Raw genomic sequence first — 15,339 nt, 5'->3', positions numbered from 1 at the left:
TCTTTGATTGCCGGAGAATTTGTCGGCGGCTTTCTCCGGGACTGATATAGCTTCGATGTTGCTTCTTCGATTATTTTTTGATTTGGAGAGAAGTGCATACCCACCTGCTCACCAGAGCCCTGGCCGACGTTGGTTAGCGCAGCGACGGTACCTGACCTGTGCGCTGATGGACGCCTACTGCGGCAGGGGTGTGCCCAGCTTGAGGTGAAGCCTGGGATTCGTTTGTTGATGGCCAGGTCTTCTCACGTGAATAGAGCCTCATCGATCTTCATATTGGTGCTGATGCTGTTCACATCATCCAGCTCTTCTAGCGCTTCGAGAAGCTTGAGGCACTGCCGCGTGGTATCTGCATCCTGCGGGCTCACCTGGGTGAGGGGATGCCAGGCATGGGTCCATTCCTGCACCGGCCACCCCTGCTCTCTGAGGCCGTTTTGCAGGGATTCAAGCCCCTCGAAAGGACCGTGCACCAGGGCCTGGTCGCCATCGAGCTCATAGCCATCGGCCTCGAGGCTGAGGAGGCTTTCCAAAAGTGCTTCCTCGTTCGCTGCTTCAGCAAGAATCCTCACCTCGCTCCGATGCTGGAACAGGTAGCTGACGCATCCACTTTCGCCGAGGTTTCCGCCGTGCTTGCTGAAGGCCAGACGGAGTTCCGCTGCAGTGCGATTGCGGTTGTCACTGAGGGCTTCCACCAGCACGGCCACGCCGCCGGGGCCATAGCCCTCGTAGCGGATGGATTCCAGTTTGATGGCCTCTCCGCCTTGCCCTGATCCCTTGGCGATGGCCCGCTCGATGTTGCCGGCCGGAACGCCGGCGGCCTTGGCCTTGGCAATGGCCGTTCTGAGCTGGAAGTTGCCATCGGGATCAGCACCCTGTCTGGCCGCAACGGTGATCTCGCGACCGATCCGGGTGAAGACTGCGCCGCGTTTGGCATCCACCACCGCCTTGGTGCGCTTGATCTGGGACCATTTGCTGTGGCCGGCCATCGGATGCGTTGGCGTCCATCTCTGGCACAGCACGGTACCGACCCGTCACCCGATTCAGCCTTTGGCTTCGAACACCACCTTCGGTCGCAGGCCACCGGCTTCATCCGGTACTCCAAGGCCGAGCATGCGTCCGGAGTCGCTGAGCACCACCACCGCGTCGCTCTCAACGTTGACCCCCGGGGTGATCCGTCGCCCGCAGCTCCAGTCTTCCCGCTCACTGGGCGATAACCGACGCTGCGGCAGGTGATGGAGGGCGTCCTGCGGAGGAAGCAGCGGGAGCACCTCCGAATCTGCAGAGGTCACCCCTGGCTCAAGTTGCTCCGGGAGGGGAATCGCCTGGACGTCTTGGAAACCAAGCGCCTGGGTGCGGCGCAGGCTGGCCAGACAGCCGCCACAGCCAAGATTCTCCCCCAGATCTCTGGCCAGTGAACGGATGTAAGTGCCTGCTGAACAGTGCACTTCAACGCTCAGCTGGCCCTGCTCCGGGCACCAGTTGAGGAGGTGCAGGTGGTGAATTGTGATGGCGCGCTCCGGCAGATCCATGTGTTCACCGCGCCGAGCTCTGGCATGGGCGCGTTCTCCATCCACATGAACGGCTGAGACCTGTGGCGGGCGCTGCTGGATCAGGCCGCGGAACGGGGCGATCGCCTGCTCCAGCTCGGCGCTGCTCAAGGCAGGCAAGGGATGGCGTGAAACGATCTCTCCTTCGAGATCATCGGTCGTGGTGGTGACGCCCAGTTGGATCACCCCCCGGTAAGTCTTCTCGCCGGGGAGGTAGGGCAGCAATCGGGTGGCCTGCCCGACGGCGATCGGCAGCACCCCTGTGACCGCTGGATCCAGGGTGCCGCCATGGCCGACCCGACGCATGCCGAGCAGACGCCGGATCCTGGCCACACAAGCGTGGGAGGTGAGACCAGACGGCTTGTCAATCACAGCGAAGCCAATGGGCGCAGTCAAAGGACGGGCAGGAACAGTGCAGGGTTTCGACTGTGGCACCTGGCTCGCACGTAAGTTTGCCCACATCAGCAGGCAGGTCATGCAGCCAGTGATTGCGACCGGAGACGTGTCGATCCAGGAGTTTCTGGCCAGCGGCTTCTCGGTGAAAGACCACCTCGCCTCCTATCTCTCCCTTTCAACGGCTGAGGTTGAGGAGCGGCTTCCACAGAGCAAGGAGGATCTGGCTGCCATGCACCCAGGCGCCTTCGATCCCGAGCGAGCGGAGCTGTTTTATGAAGACACCGTGGGCACAGGCCACCTGCTCGAATTGGCGGCCTGGCATCTCAGCAGTGCTGATTACATCGCCGACACCCTGCGCTTGCAGCAACAGTTCGCCCATGGGGATGTGTTGGATTTCGGTGGGGGCATCGGCACCCATGCGCTGGCTGCCGCTGGCTTGAGCGACGTGCGGCATGTGTGGTTTGTTGATCTCAATCCCCAGAACCGGGCGTTTGTTGCTCAACGCGCTGCAGCCCTCGGACTTGCGGATCGACTCTCCGTGCATCGCGATCTCGACAGTCTTCCCAGCCAGAGTTTCGACACAGTGGTCTGCCTGGATGTGCTGGAGCACCTACCCGACCCAGCAGCCCAGCTGATGGAGTTTCATCGCCGCCTTCGTGCCGGTGGCCGGGCCGTTCTGAACTGGTATTTCTTCAAAGGGCACGAGGGTGAGTACCCCTTCCATTTCGATGACCCAGAGCTGGTCGACACCTTCTTCCGTTGCCTGCAAGGACATTTCCTGGAGGTGTTCCATCCCTTGCTGATCACAACCAGGGTCTACCGTCCCCTCGAGATCTGAGCATTCCAATGGCGCAGTCCCAGGGCCGAGGACGATGGCTGATCAAGCTGATCGTGCTGAAGAAGGTTTTGCTTGCCCTCGTGCTTCTGGCGATCAGCTTTGCTGCTTTGTTCGGTCAAAGCCATTACGCCGAACTTTCCGATTTCGCCCAGTCCTGGGGACAAGCCGATCGCGAACTGCTGTCCCACCTTGCTGAGCAGGGCACCCTCCTGGGTCCCACACGCCTGATTCGGCTGGCGATTGCATCAGCGGTGTATTCGGGGCTGATCCTGCTGGCCGCTTGGGCCACCTGGACAGGTCGGCATTGGGGTGAGTGGCTCCTGGTCGGTGTCCTCGCGCTGGCTCTGCCCCTGGAGGTGATCCATCTGCTTCATGAACCAAGCCCCAGAACGGCGATCGTCCTGGGGCTCACGGTTCTCGGGATGGTTGTCACCCTGAAACAGGCGTTGCGCTCATTCCGGCACCATTAGGCAGTGCCGGCGTGCTCAGCCGGCTGCGGTTGCCACGTTGATCCGCTTGCGATTGCGAAGGCCGCGGCGTATGGTCTCGAACTTCACCACTCCGTCAGTCAGAGCGAACAGGGTGTCGTCTTTGCCTTGGCCGACATTCACACCGGGAAGAACGGAGGTGCCGCGCTGACGAATCAGAATCGAACCGGCCGTGACGGTTTCGCCGCCATAGGCCTTCACGCCAAGGCGTTTGGAGTTTGAATCGCGTCCGTTACGGGTTGAACCTGTGCCTTTCTTATGTGCCATGGGGTGGTGGTGAAAATCGTGAGGGGCTAAGGGTGATTCGAGTCAGCTGATGGACTTGCCGCCGACGGAGATGGACTGAACCATCACCCGGGTGAGTTCCTGCCTGTGACCATTCTTACGACGCGTTTTCTTTTTGGGTCGCATTTTGTAGACGATCACCTTGGGCCCACGGCGATGGGCCATCACCTTCAGTTCAACGCTGGCATCCTTCACATAAGGCTTGCCAAGGGTGGCTCCCTTGGAGTCCTTCACAAGGAGCACGTTGTCGAGAGTGATCGTGGTGTCGACCTCGGCCTGAAGGCGGTCGAGATCGTAATAACGGTTGGGTTGCAGCCAGAACTGCTGGCCCGAGGCCTCAACGATGGCGTAGGTCCCGGTGTCGGGAGCATCGGATCGGCTGGTGCTGGTTTCGGCCATGGAACGAAAGGACGCAGTCAGGCTCGGCGAACCGATTTGGCCTGAACCGCAATCGAAAGACAAACAAAGATCTTCGGCCTTCGCAGCACCCTTCGTCAAGATTCAACTCAGGACACTTACGCGGTGGATGGCCCGTCCGGCACTCACGATCGCCTTGTTGCTCACCACGAAGGAGCTTGTGGATGCCTGTGGCCAGTGGTTGCCGGTGAATCGGTATAAACCTGTGGATCTGCATCAGGCCGCCTCGGGGGAAGGACTTCTGGAGGTGCTGTCTCACCAGCGTGAAGCGGTGGATGCGGTGGTCATCGAGCAGTCTCTTCTCGACGAGAGCACCCGCGAAGGCCTGCGTCGCGAAGGGCTGCTCTTCCCTGCAGTGGTGGTCGGGGAACTGATGGGCCGGGTCGATTACCACCCGGAGGAGGTGCATCTTCCCGTCGATCAGCTCGAGCAGCTGGGATACAACGTGGACGCTGCTATTTCCCGCTTTCTGCGTCAGGGCCAGAAAGAAGCAAGACCGGAGGATGAGTCGGATGCGAGCGCACTGCCCTCAGCGCAGAGCAGTGCGTGGAAGCTGTCGAGTCGTCTTCAGGAGCGCCTGGGCTATCTGGGTGTCTTTTACAAACGGGATCCTTCCCGTTTTCTGGCCAATCTCCCCCCGGATGAGCAGCGGGAGCTGGTGCAGTCCTTGCAGCGCACGTACCGCGATCTTCTGATCAGTTACTTCCGTGATCCGGCCGCTGCCAACCAGGCCCTGGAGAGTTTCGTGAATACGGCCTTCTTTGGAGACCTTCCCATCACCCGCACTGTGGAGATCCACATGAATCTGATTGACGAGTTCTGGAAGCAACTCAAACTTGAAGGGCATAAGAACGATTTTCTGCAGGACTATCGGCTCGCTCTGCTCGACGTCATGGCCCATCTCTGCGAGATGTATCGACGCTCCATCCCCCCCGAGGTCGCTTTGGCGGTTTCTTCAGAGCAACGCCGCTCCCTGATGGATTCGGAGATGTCCTCATGAGCCCACGTAAGACCTACATCCTCAAGCTGTACGTGGCTGGGAATACGCCGAACTCGATGCGTGCACTGAAAACCCTGCGCAACATTCTTGAGACCGAATTCAAGGGCGTCTATGCCCTGAAAGTGATTGATGTGCTCAAGAACCCACAGCTGGCGGAAGAAGACAAGATTCTGGCGACACCGACGCTCTCCAAAATCCTTCCTCCACCGGTTCGCCGCATCATCGGGGATCTGTCCGACCGCGAGCGGGTGCTGATCGGCTTAGACCTTCTCTACGACGAGCTTGCCGACAACAGCCTGACTTCGACGCTGATGGATGCGTTGGAAGACGCAGACACAACGGATTCAGATTCTTAAGCCCGACCGTGTGACTGACCGCCCGCTTCGTTTTTCTCTTTAGCGTTTCTCCATAAGCTCGCCACCATGCAGATCTCCAGCTCCAGTGGTTCGCCACAGATGCAGGTTCAGAAGCTCCCAACAGGGATTGAGGGCTTCGATGATGTCTGCCATGGCGGTCTGCCGATCGGTCGCAGCACCCTGATTAGTGGCACGTCCGGAACTGGCAAGACCGTTTTTTCTCTGCACTTTCTGCATAACGGCATCGCGCACTTTGACGAGCCAGGCATCTTTGTCACCTTTGAAGAGTCGCCCCTCGATATCCTGCGCAACGCAGCCAGCTTCGGTTGGAATCTGCAGGAGATGGTGGAGCAGGACAAGCTATTCATCCTCGATGCATCCCCGGATCCCGATGGACAGGATGTGGCCGGAAGCTTTGACCTTTCCGGTCTGATCGAACGCATCAATTACGCCATTCGCAAATACAAAGCCAAGCGGGTGGCGATCGACTCGATCACGGCGGTGTTCCAGCAGTACGACGCAGTATTCGTCGTGCGTCGTGAGATCTTTCGTCTGATCGCTCGTCTCAAAGAGATCGGCGTCACCACGGTGATGACCACGGAACGGATCGATGAGTACGGCCCCATCGCTCGCTACGGCGTTGAGGAGTTCGTCTCCGACAACGTCGTGATCCTGCGCAACGTGCTTGAGGGCGAGCGTCGCCGGCGCACGGTGGAGATCCTCAAACTCAGGGGAACCACGCACATGAAGGGGGAATTCCCTTTCACCATGGGAGCCCATGGCATCAGCATCTTCCCCCTCGGAGCGATGCGCCTCACCCAGCGCTCCTCGAATGTGCGGGTCAGCTCCGGCGTGCCTCGGCTTGATGAGATGTGCGGGGGTGGTTTCTTCAAGGACTCCATCATCCTCGCCACTGGTGCCACCGGAACCGGCAAGACCTTGCTGGTATCGAAGTTCATTGAGGATGCCTGTCGGAATAAAGAGCGGGCGATCCTGTTCGCCTATGAGGAGTCACGTGCCCAGCTGCTGCGCAATGCCACAAGCTGGGGGGTCGACTTCGAGCAGATGGAGCAGGACGGACTGCTGAAGATCATCTGTGCCTATCCCGAGTCGACAGGTCTGGAGGATCACCTCCAGATCATCAAGACCGAGATCAGCCAGTTCAAGCCGTCACGGATGGCGATTGACTCTCTCTCCGCCCTGGCCCGTGGCGTCAGTCACAACGCCTTCCGTCAGTTTGTGATCGGTGTGACCGGCTATGCCAAGCAGGAGGAAATCGCCGGATTCTTCACGAACACATCGGAGGAGTTCATGGGCAGTCATTCGATCACTGATTCCCATATCTCCACCATCACCGACACGATCCTGCTGCTGCAATACGTGGAAATCCGAGGGGAGATGGCCCGGGCTTTGAACGTGTTCAAGATGCGGGGCTCCTGGCACGACAAAGGAATCCGCGAATTCGTGATCACTGGCAACGGTCCTCAGATCAAAGACTCCTTCTCCAATTTCGAGCGGATCATCTCCGGAGTTCCCCATCGGGTGACCACCGATGAGCGCAGCGAGCTTTTACGCATTGCGCGGGGCGTGGATCCCGATGCCTGATCAGGAATCGTTCTGCCGTTCAGCCTTCCACTGCAATTCTTCGGGATCTTCTTGAGCCAAAGGCAGATCGAACCAGAAGGTTGTGCCCACTTCAAGTTCACTGGCCATGCGGATGTCGGTTCCATGCTTCTCGAGGATGCCGCGCACGATCGAGAGGCCCAGACCGGTTCCCACTTCTGTATGCACGGTATTTTCAACCCGGTAGAAACGCTCGAAGATGCGCTGTTGATTTTCGGGACTGATGCCGTAACCGGTGTCGCAGATTTCCACCCGCATGCGCGGAAGCGGTGATGTGAGTGGGCAGGTTGGCCCATCGTTCTCTTGCTGCTGTGGTGTCATCTGGCAACTGTCCGGCCAGGTGTAGGCACGGATCATCAGCTGACCGCCCTCGCGATTGAATTTGAGGGCATTGCCCACAAGGTTGTCGATCACCTGGAGCAGTAGATCCCAGTTGCCGAGAATGTCGGGGAGGTCTCGATCCGCTTCAAGGCGGAGTTCTACTTTCTTGTCTGACGCATTGAGCTGATAACTGCGCAGGGTCTGCTCCAGTCCCTGACGCAGCTCAATCGGCGCGAAGGTGACGCTGCGGCTGGACTCCAACCGCGACAGATCGAGCACATCGTTCACCAGTCGCGTCAGGCGATCAGTCTCTGCGTTGGCAATGCCCAGAAAGTCGCGGCGGTCTTCATCGCTGAGCTGATCCCCCATGTCGTGGAGGGTTTCCACATAGCTCTTGATGTTGAAAAGGGGCGTGCGCAGTTCGTGGGACACATTGCTGATGAAGCGGCTCTGAGCAGCGTTCAACTCCACTTCGCGGGTCAGATCCTGGATCGTGACCGCCAAGCCTTTCAGGGTTTCGCCGCTGGGTTCGCGAACGGCTTGCAGAACGAATCGGAGGGTTCGCGGTGGATCGCCGATGCTGCTGCGTAGCTCATTGGTATCGGTGCGGTTGCTTGTCACCGCCTCGATCGGCTCATGCAGCTCCACGGCGAGGAGCTCGGGGAGTTCGTTGAGAAAGTCCTGTCCCTCGAGGTTGCGTCCTTCCCAACGGAACAGACGCCGAGCTGTTGGATTGGCCAGCACGATGCGTCCATCGCCGTCCAGCAAAACGGCGCCGTCAGCCATGGTGGCGATCAGGGAGGCCTGTTTTACCTGCGCGGCCTGCAGTTCCTCGATGTTCGCCGCGTCGTAAACCTGAAGCTGGGAGGCCATGGCGTTGAAGCCCTCCAACAGTTCGCCAAGTTCACCGCCAACGGGGAGGCCGATCCGGGCGCGGAAGTCGCCATCGCCGATCGACCGGACCCCTCGAAGCAGCTCCTTCACCGGTCGGGTGATGGTGAGGGCATTGAACACGGCCCCCAGGATCACCAGCACCCAGATGGAGATGAACACCGCCACCGTCACCTCCCGGGTGAGAGCCGCACTCGCCAGAGCCGTTTCGTTGGGATTGACTCCCAGGGCCAGCACACCCAGATAGCGGTTTTGCTCCACCAGGGGAACGAAGACGTCGGTGACCAGACCCTGGGGGGTGATGTGCTGCCGCACCAATGGGTTCTTGGGGCGGTTCGGCATTTCCGCGGGCAGTTCCAATCGCCGATTGAGACGGAGATCACTGTCTGAAGTGTTATCGCTTCCGCTGATGGGAATCCCCAGGTAGACGATTCCCTCCGGGTCGGCGAAAAAGATGTAGCGGAGGCTTCGGCTGGATCGCCAGAACGTTTCGGCCACATTGGCCAATTCCCGATCGCGACCCTCAGCAACCAGCTCGCTGACGTTGCCCGCCAGCAGCAGCCCGAGATCTCTGGCGTAGCGGGTGTCGTTCATCTCTGCATCACGCTGGATGCCATTGAGCGCGAAGAAGGTGATGCCCGTCATCATCAGACTCACCACTAAGGTGGCCACCGCCAACAGCTTCGTTTGAAGGCTGAATTCAGCCCACCAAGCCCCGATCCGCTCTCTCCAGCCCTGGCCTTCACCCTGTTGGGGTTCGATCACCGCCCACGAGGCCAGGCCATCCTTCGAGGCCGTCGCTGGTTCGCTGGCCATGGCTCCGACTCGCTTTGGCTGAGCCTAAGACCGACGCACCTGGTGGCCAATGTCCCGGCGGTATTGCATTCCTCTGTAGTCCACCGATTCGAGAGCTTGGTAAGCGCGAGCGAAGGCCTGGTCAAAACTTTCACCCTGTGCCACCTGGGTCAGGACCCTTCCTCCGCTGGTGAGCAGACGACCGTCCTGATCCCGGCGGGTTCCAGCGTGGAACAGCTGGCGCTGGGGATCGGCAGCCGGCGCAATGCGAATCACATCTCCTTTGCTGGGAACCTCGGGGTAGCCCTCGGCGGCGGTCACCACGCAGGCACTGCATGCCTCGTTGATGGCCAGCGGTGGTGCCAGATCAAGGCATCCCAGGGCACAGGCCTGAAGCACCTGGGCCAGTTCCGGCCCCATCAGCGGCATCAGGGTCTGGCACTCCGGATCCCCAAACCGGCAATTGAATTCGATCACCTGGGGACCAGCGTTGGTGAGCATGAGGCCGGCGTAGATCACACCTCTGTATTGAATCCCTCGGCGGCATAGAGCATTCAGGGTTGGTGTGAACACCTGCTCTCTCACCTGCTCGAGGCCGGCGGCGTCGAGCAGAGGGGCTGGGGCATAGGCGCCCATGCCACCGGTGTTGGGACCCCGATCACCATCGAGAAGACGTTTGTGATCCTGGGCCGGGGGGAGCAGCACCATGCGCTCGCCATCGCACAGCGCAAACACCGAGACCTCTGGCCCTTGCAGGCGTTCTTCGAGTACCAGGCGTTCACCCGCGCTGCCGAACCGGCCTGCGAAGGCTTCCTTGATCGCTGCTGCAGTGGCTTCAATGGTTTCTGCCACGGTCACTCCTTTCCCGGCGGCGAGGCCATCAGCCTTCACCACGAGAGGCCGCTGCAGCTGATCGAGCAGGGCCAGTGCCTCGGATTGCTCCGATACAGCCCAGTGCCCTGCGGTGGGGATTCCTCCTTCCTGCATCAGCTGCTTGGCCCAGGCTTTGCTGGCCTCCAGCTGTGCACCATCGGCACCCGGCCCGAACACCGCCAGTTCTGCTTCTCGAAGACGATCAGCCACCCCTGCAGCCAGGGGTGCTTCTGGGCCGATCACCACCAGATCAATGGCGCTGTTGCGGCAGTGCGCGATCAGGCCATCGGCATCCAGCTCGCTGATGCCAAGAGCCCGACAACCTTCGAGATCCGTTGTTCCGCCGTTGCCAGGGGTGACCCACACCTCCTCCACCCCTCGGCAACGGCGCAGCGCCCAGGCCAGTGCCTGCTCACGGCCGCCGCTGCCCACCACGAGCAGGCGGCGCAGGGGGGGCAGAGACTGGGGACGGGGGCTGGAATGGGCCATGGAGGCAGGCGTGATGGGCGAGGACCCTTAGGTTTGAACGCTCCATCACAGTCTTCGACGGTGATGGAATCCATCCATCTTTGTTGAGCGCCTGCCGGCCCATGGGTTTTTTCCCCCTGTCCCTGACGCTTCTGCTGGCGGCAACCCCGATTCCGGTGGAGGCCCCTCGGCTTCAGGACGATGCTGCACCTGTACTGGAGCAGGCGATGGCGCCGGAAGCGTTCGAGGCCGTGCTTCTCGAGGGCGATATTCCTGCGCTGCAGCTGGCGTGTGCTGATGCTGCTCAGTTCGGCTTCGAGGAGCGATTGCGCTTGTTGCGCAATCGCTTGATGGTGGTGGCACCGGCTCCCCAGCCCTTCGAGGTGGTGATGGCGAACGCTCGGGCTCTGATGCAGTGCAAGGCCCCCGACAGTGTGCCTGTGGTGCTCAGTCGCTACGGACCAGCTTCAGGCCAGCAGCGCCGGGACTGGCTGCTGCTCTCCTGGCAGGCGGCAGCTGCGGCTCTGGACCAGGAGCGGGCGATCCTGGCTCTCCTGCGCCTCGCTGAAGGGGATCCCTCGCGACTGGAAGCTGAAGCTCTCGTGGTGGGGCTGGATGAGGAAGGGCAGCCATTGACGCGGTCTGCTCTTGATCTGCTGGCGGACCACCAGATCGCCAACGGAGAGACCGCTGAGGCAGTGATCACCCTGCTGGCCGGGCGCAGCCCTGGGGTGGCGGCGGCCCGCCGGCTCGGTTTGGCGTCCGACCTGTTGGGCGAGCTGGAACCTGAGCGCAGTGCTCCCCTGCTGGAAGCGGCACTTGATCAGGCTGCCGCCGCTCAAGCCTGGAACCTGGCGGAGGATCTTCTGCGGCTGCAGTTGATGCTGGAGCTGGAGAACGGCGGCAGTGGTGATCGCCCGCGCGAGCGTCTGCGCCGCCTGGCCACGCGGGTGGATGATCGCCTCACCCTGTTGGATCTCGATCGGGACGCGCCGGTTTTGGAGCCTGGGCAGCGTGAGCAGCTGGATCAGGAGCTGCGCTCCCCGCGCGCGCCGGGAGGACATTCCGCACTGGGAGAATCAGAGGCGTCCGAGGCCGACGCGACCGTTCTCCCCGCACAGCCATGACCCTGTCCCACGGCGAACTTCTTTACGAAGGCAAAGCCAAACGTATCTATGCCGGCGGAGACGCCCAGCAGGTTTTGGTGGAGTTCAAGAACGACGCCACCGCCTTCAATGCCCAGAAAAAAGCCCAGTTGGAGCACAAGGGGCGTTTGAACTGCCAGATCTCTGCCTGCCTGTTCGAGTTGCTCGAGCGCCATGGGATTCCCACCCATTACATGGGTGTTTCGGATGCCACCTGGATGGTTGTTCAGCGGGTGGAGGTGATTCCGATCGAGGTGGTGCTGCGCAACACGGCCACCGGTTCGCTCTGCAGAGAAACCCCGATCCCCCAGGGCACAGCCCTCGATCCGGCCCTGCTCGATCTCTATTACAAGGATGATGCGCTTGGTGATCCGCTGCTGACGGATGCCCGGATCGCCCTGCTTGGCGTGGTGAGTGCCGAGTTGCGCCAGCGCATGGAGACTCTGGCTCGCCAGGTGAATGTTGTGCTGGAGCCGTTCTTCAGGGACCTGGGGTTGCAGCTGGTGGATTTCAAGCTGGAGCTGGGTCTGAATCAGGCCGGCGAGCTGCTCGTTGCCGATGAGATCAGTCCCGATACCTGCCGACTCTGGGACCTCAGCAGCACCGATGCCAATGAGCGGATTCTTGACAAGGACCGATTCCGCAAGGATTTGGGCGGTGTGATCGAGGCCTACGGGGAGGTCTGCAAACGGGTACAAGGGGCATGCCCACAACCCCGGATCTACGGGTAGGTTCTCCAGACGTTTGTGGCCTTTCCGGCCGACTTCCGTCCCTCCCATGGTGACCTTCTCCTCCAGCCGAACCAGGACGTCCGTTCGGAGGAGCGTTTTGGGATTAGCGCTTTCGCTCCCTTTGATGACCAGCCTTCCGGCAAGGGCCCAGGCGGAGGCTGAGACGATCCAGGTGGAGGATGTAACCGGTGAGGCTGAGGTCGAGCAGAGCACGACCGAAGAGATCGACGTCACTCCTGCGGCGCCGGATCAAACCCCACCCGCAGAACAACCACCTGCCGCAGAAACCCTTCCCCAGGCTCCGTCAAGCCCCAGGGTGTTGATCACCGAGGTGATCATTGAAGGCATCGCCGACCATCCGGAGCAGGAACGTCTTGAGTTGGCGGCCTACGACGCGATGACCGTGCGTCCGGGCAGCCGGGTGACCCGGGAGGAGCTCAAGCTCGATCTCGATGCCATCTATGCCACCGGCTGGTTCTCCGATGTACGCATCGAGCCGATCAATGGCCCGCTGGGCGTGCAGCTGGTGGTGCAGGTGGTCCCGAACCCAGTGCTCACTCGGGTGGAACTCGAGCCGGAGGACAACAAGATCAAGCCGGAGGTGATCGACGACACGTTCAGCTCCGACTACGGACGCACACTCAACCTCAACGAGCTGCAGCTGCGCATGAAGGAGCTGCAGAAGTGGTACGCCGACGAGGGGTATTCCCTGGCCAGGGTGAGTGGCCCGACCCGCGTGAGTCCGGACGGTGTAGTACAGCTCAAGGTGTTAATCGGCACCGTTGACGGTGTTGAAGTTCAGTTCATAACCAAAGAGGGTGAAAGCACTAACGACAAAGGTGAGCCGATCAAGGGCAAGACCAAACCCTGGGTCGTGACCCGGGAAATTTCGATTGAGCCTGGCGAGCCCTTCAATCGCAAACAACTGGAAGAGGACATCAAGCGCCTATACAGCACGTCGCTGTTCAGCGACGTCAAAGTGACCCTCAAGCCTGTGGCTGGGGAGCCGGGCAACGTCACGATCGTGCTGGGAATCGTGGAGCAATCCACCGGATCTCTATCAGGGGGTTTGGGTTACAGCCAAAGCCAGGGTGTGTTCGGTCAGGTGCAGTTGTCGGATAGCAACCTTTTGGGTCGAGCCTGGAACCTGGCGCTCAACATCACCTATGGCCAGTTCGGCGGGCTCGCCAACTTCACCTTCACTGACCCCTGGATCAAAGGCGATAAACACCGCACATCCTTCCGAACCTCCATTTTCTTGAGCCGGGAAGTTCCCCAGGTGTTCCAGAGCCAGAACGCGGGTGACATTGTCACCGTGACTGACTACCAGGACAACAACTCCAAGTACGCCTTCGACATCAATAACAGCAATAACCCGGCGGATCGACGCTTCAACAATGTGGCCAACGCCAGCAAGCAGTTCCCTGATGAGAGTTGGTTTGAATTTGAAGGTGACTCTGTCGCCTTGCAGCGGGTGGGAGGCAACATCATTTTTGCTAGGCCTCTCAATGGCGGTGATCCCTTCAAAAAGGTTCCCTGGCAGGTGCTGGCCGGTGTGAATCTTCAAAACGTGCGGCCGATCAACTTCAACGGTGACACCCGCCCCTATGGCGTGCCCAGTGGAAATATCGACGACGGCCGCATCCCCAACGATGAGGTGATCTGTATCGCCTTTAATTGCGCCAATGAAAACAATCTGGCCAGTGTGCGTTTTGCGGCCACCTACAACACTCTCAACGATGGAAGGAATCCCACCTCTGGTAATTTCTTCAGTTTTGGTACTGAGCAGTATGTATCGATCGGAGAAAATTCTCCGACCTTTAACCGAGTTCGTACGACCTACACCCACTTCATTCCTGTGAAGTGGCTCAAGTTGTTCAAGGGATGCCGACCTAAACCCGGTGAAAAAGAGAACTGCCCGCAAGCTCTCGCCTTCCAGGTGAAAGCAGGAACGATCGTTGGGCAACTACCTCCTTACGAAGCTTTCTGCTTGGGTGGCTCCAATTCGGTGCGTGGTTGGTTTGATTGTGATCTTGCTGTGGGCCGAAGTTTTGGAGAAGCCACGATCGAATACCGTTTCCCGATCATCAGCATCTTCTCCGGCGAGGTGTTCATTGATGCCGGCACCGATTTCGGCTCCCAGGCCAATGTTCCTGGCAAGCCTGGCCAGCTGCTCAACAAGCCAGGATCCGGTGTATCCCCCGGTGTGGGTGTGATCGTGACCACCCCCGTGGGTCCATTGCGACTGGAAGTGGCCAGCCAGGACTTCACTGAGGAATGGCGCTTCAATCTTGGTGTGGGCTGGAAGTTCTGATGGTTCGCTGGCCCGTTGATTACGACGGTGCCTGGACTCTGGCTGGGCCTGTGCGCCGTAGTGGCATTGGTTTGCACAGTGGCCAGCCGGTGTCGGTGACGCTGAAGCCGTCGGTCGATCCGGGCGTGTGGGTGCACTGGTCGTCTGACGACGCTCCCCCCGTGCGGCTGAGCCCGTCGCAAGTGCGTGACAGCCAGCTCTGTACCACCCTCGACCTTGGGGACCGCCGTTTGGCCACGGTTGAACATCTTTTGGCAGCCCTGGCGGGGTGCGGGCTGACCCATGCCCTTTTGGAGGTTGAAGGGGAGGAGATTCCCCTGCTCGATGGCTCAGCGCTCGGATGGGTGGAGGCGATCGCTGAAGCGGATCTTGAGGAGGTCTCCGGTTGGCGTCCGCAGCGCCCCATGCTCGATCAACCGCTCGCCCTGCATCGCGGCAGCAGTGTGATCACCGCCACTCCTGCTGAGCGGTTCAGTGTTGTCGGCGTGATTGATTTCCCCCAGCCGGCGATCGGCCGGCAACAGTTCGCGTTGGAGCTCACACCGCAGCGTTTCGTCGACGAGATCGCCCCCGCTCGCACCTTCGGCTTTCGGGAGCAGGTGGACCAGCTGCGTGCCGCTGGATTGATCCAGGGTGGAGCACTTGATAATGCCCTTGTTTGTGATGGAGAGCACTGGCTTAACCCACCGCTGCGCTACCCGGATGAACCGGTGCGCCATAAGCTGCTTGACCTGATCGGCGATCTGGCGCTCGTGGGATTCCCGCGCGCGCAGGTGCTGGTCTACCGAGGCTCCCATGGTCTGCACACGGACCTGGCGGCGGCCCTGGCCGATCGTTCCCCTGTTCAGCCCTGA

General features: G+C 60.4%; 15 protein-coding genes. 9 read left to right on the top strand and 6 right to left on the bottom strand.

Features of this window, described 5'->3' with window-relative positions:
- Positions 1 to 242 precede the first annotated feature (242 nt).
- Positions 243 to 983 carry a YebC/PmpR family DNA-binding transcriptional regulator gene (locus tag SynMEDNS5_RS10050; RefSeq protein ID WP_186583257.1) on the bottom strand — a complete coding sequence of 247 codons (741 nt, stop codon included), beginning with the start codon at positions 981 to 983 and terminating at the stop codon, positions 243 to 245.
- Positions 984 to 1,037: 54 nt separating this feature from the next.
- Positions 1,038 to 1,940 (bottom strand): tRNA pseudouridine(55) synthase TruB, encoded by a 903-nt coding sequence (truB, locus tag SynMEDNS5_RS10045; RefSeq protein WP_186583256.1) that lies wholly within the window; start codon positions 1,938 to 1,940, stop codon positions 1,038 to 1,040.
- Positions 1,941 to 2,019: 79 nt separating this feature from the next.
- Here truB and SynMEDNS5_RS10040 point away from each other — a divergent pair, with 79 nt between their 5' ends.
- Together SynMEDNS5_RS10040 and SynMEDNS5_RS10035 are read left to right on the top strand one after the other, a co-directional pair.
- Positions 2,020 to 2,778 carry a bifunctional 2-polyprenyl-6-hydroxyphenol methylase/3-demethylubiquinol 3-O-methyltransferase UbiG gene (locus SynMEDNS5_RS10040; protein WP_186583255.1) on the top strand — a complete coding sequence of 253 codons (759 nt, stop codon included), beginning with the start codon at positions 2,020 to 2,022 and terminating at the stop codon, positions 2,776 to 2,778.
- 8 nt (positions 2,779 to 2,786) lie between these two features.
- Positions 2,787 to 3,248, top strand: a complete 462-nt coding sequence (locus SynMEDNS5_RS10035) for a DUF2127 domain-containing protein (RefSeq protein WP_186583254.1) — start codon at positions 2,787 to 2,789, stop codon at positions 3,246 to 3,248.
- Positions 3,249 to 3,263: 15 nt separating this feature from the next.
- Here SynMEDNS5_RS10035 and rpmA read toward each other — a convergent pair whose 3' ends face one another.
- Positions 3,264 to 3,533, bottom strand: coding sequence for a 50S ribosomal protein L27 (rpmA, locus tag SynMEDNS5_RS10030; RefSeq protein ID WP_186583253.1), 270 nt, complete (start codon positions 3,531 to 3,533; stop codon positions 3,264 to 3,266).
- Between the two features lie 42 nt (positions 3,534 to 3,575).
- Positions 3,576 to 3,950: a 50S ribosomal protein L21 gene (gene rplU, locus SynMEDNS5_RS10025; protein WP_186583252.1), complete on the bottom strand. Its 375-nt coding sequence runs from the start codon at positions 3,948 to 3,950 to the stop codon at positions 3,576 to 3,578.
- Between the two features lie 127 nt (positions 3,951 to 4,077).
- Between rplU and SynMEDNS5_RS10020 the strand changes: the two genes are divergently transcribed.
- From SynMEDNS5_RS10020 to kaiC, 3 genes are all read left to right on the top strand, one after another.
- Entirely contained in the window at positions 4,078 to 4,968 is an 891-nt protein-coding gene (locus SynMEDNS5_RS10020) for a circadian clock protein KaiA (protein WP_186583251.1), read from the top strand.
- Positions 4,965 to 5,324: a circadian clock protein KaiB gene (gene kaiB, locus SynMEDNS5_RS10015; protein WP_011933861.1), complete on the top strand. Its 360-nt coding sequence runs from the start codon at positions 4,965 to 4,967 to the stop codon at positions 5,322 to 5,324. Before SynMEDNS5_RS10020 ends, kaiB begins: the two co-directional genes overlap by 4 nt.
- A gap of 66 nt (positions 5,325 to 5,390) precedes the next feature.
- On the top strand, positions 5,391 to 6,929 hold the full coding sequence (kaiC, locus tag SynMEDNS5_RS10010) for a circadian clock protein KaiC (protein WP_186583250.1): 1,539 nt from the start codon (positions 5,391 to 5,393) through the stop codon (positions 6,927 to 6,929).
- Here the strand turns inward: kaiC and SynMEDNS5_RS10005 are convergent, their stop codons facing one another.
- Together SynMEDNS5_RS10005 and purD are read right to left on the bottom strand one after the other, a co-directional pair.
- Positions 6,930 to 8,975, bottom strand: coding sequence for an ATP-binding protein (locus tag SynMEDNS5_RS10005; RefSeq protein WP_186583249.1), 2,046 nt, complete (start codon positions 8,973 to 8,975; stop codon positions 6,930 to 6,932).
- A gap of 24 nt (positions 8,976 to 8,999) precedes the next feature.
- On the bottom strand, positions 9,000 to 10,316 hold the full coding sequence (gene purD, locus SynMEDNS5_RS10000; RefSeq protein WP_186583248.1) for a phosphoribosylamine--glycine ligase: 1,317 nt from the start codon (positions 10,314 to 10,316) through the stop codon (positions 9,000 to 9,002).
- 101 nt (positions 10,317 to 10,417) lie between these two features.
- On the opposite strand from purD, the gene SynMEDNS5_RS09995 reads away from it, so the two are divergent.
- Genes SynMEDNS5_RS09995 through lpxC form a run of 4 tightly spaced genes read left to right on the top strand, consistent with a single transcriptional unit; the run spans position 10,418 to position 15,339 of the window.
- Positions 10,418 to 11,422 (top strand): hypothetical protein, encoded by a 1,005-nt coding sequence (locus SynMEDNS5_RS09995; protein WP_186583247.1) that lies wholly within the window; start codon positions 10,418 to 10,420, stop codon positions 11,420 to 11,422.
- A complete protein-coding gene (gene purC, locus SynMEDNS5_RS09990) occupies positions 11,419 to 12,171 on the top strand; it encodes a phosphoribosylaminoimidazolesuccinocarboxamide synthase (RefSeq protein ID WP_186583246.1) in 753 nt (250 codons plus the stop codon). The genes SynMEDNS5_RS09995 and purC overlap by 4 nt, the downstream gene beginning before the upstream one ends.
- A gap of 46 nt (positions 12,172 to 12,217) precedes the next feature.
- Entirely contained in the window at positions 12,218 to 14,485 is a 2,268-nt protein-coding gene (locus SynMEDNS5_RS09985; protein ID WP_186583245.1) for a BamA/TamA family outer membrane protein, read from the top strand.
- Positions 14,485 to 15,339, top strand: a complete 855-nt coding sequence (gene lpxC / locus SynMEDNS5_RS09980) for a UDP-3-O-acyl-N-acetylglucosamine deacetylase (RefSeq protein ID WP_186585956.1) — start codon at positions 14,485 to 14,487, stop codon at positions 15,337 to 15,339. The genes SynMEDNS5_RS09985 and lpxC overlap by 1 nt, the downstream gene beginning before the upstream one ends.

This window comes from Synechococcus sp. MEDNS5 (assembly GCF_014279875.1).
Lineage (GTDB): Bacteria > Cyanobacteriota > Cyanobacteriia > PCC-6307 > Cyanobiaceae > Synechococcus_C.
This window is presented reverse-complemented; position numbering and strand designations above follow the sequence as displayed.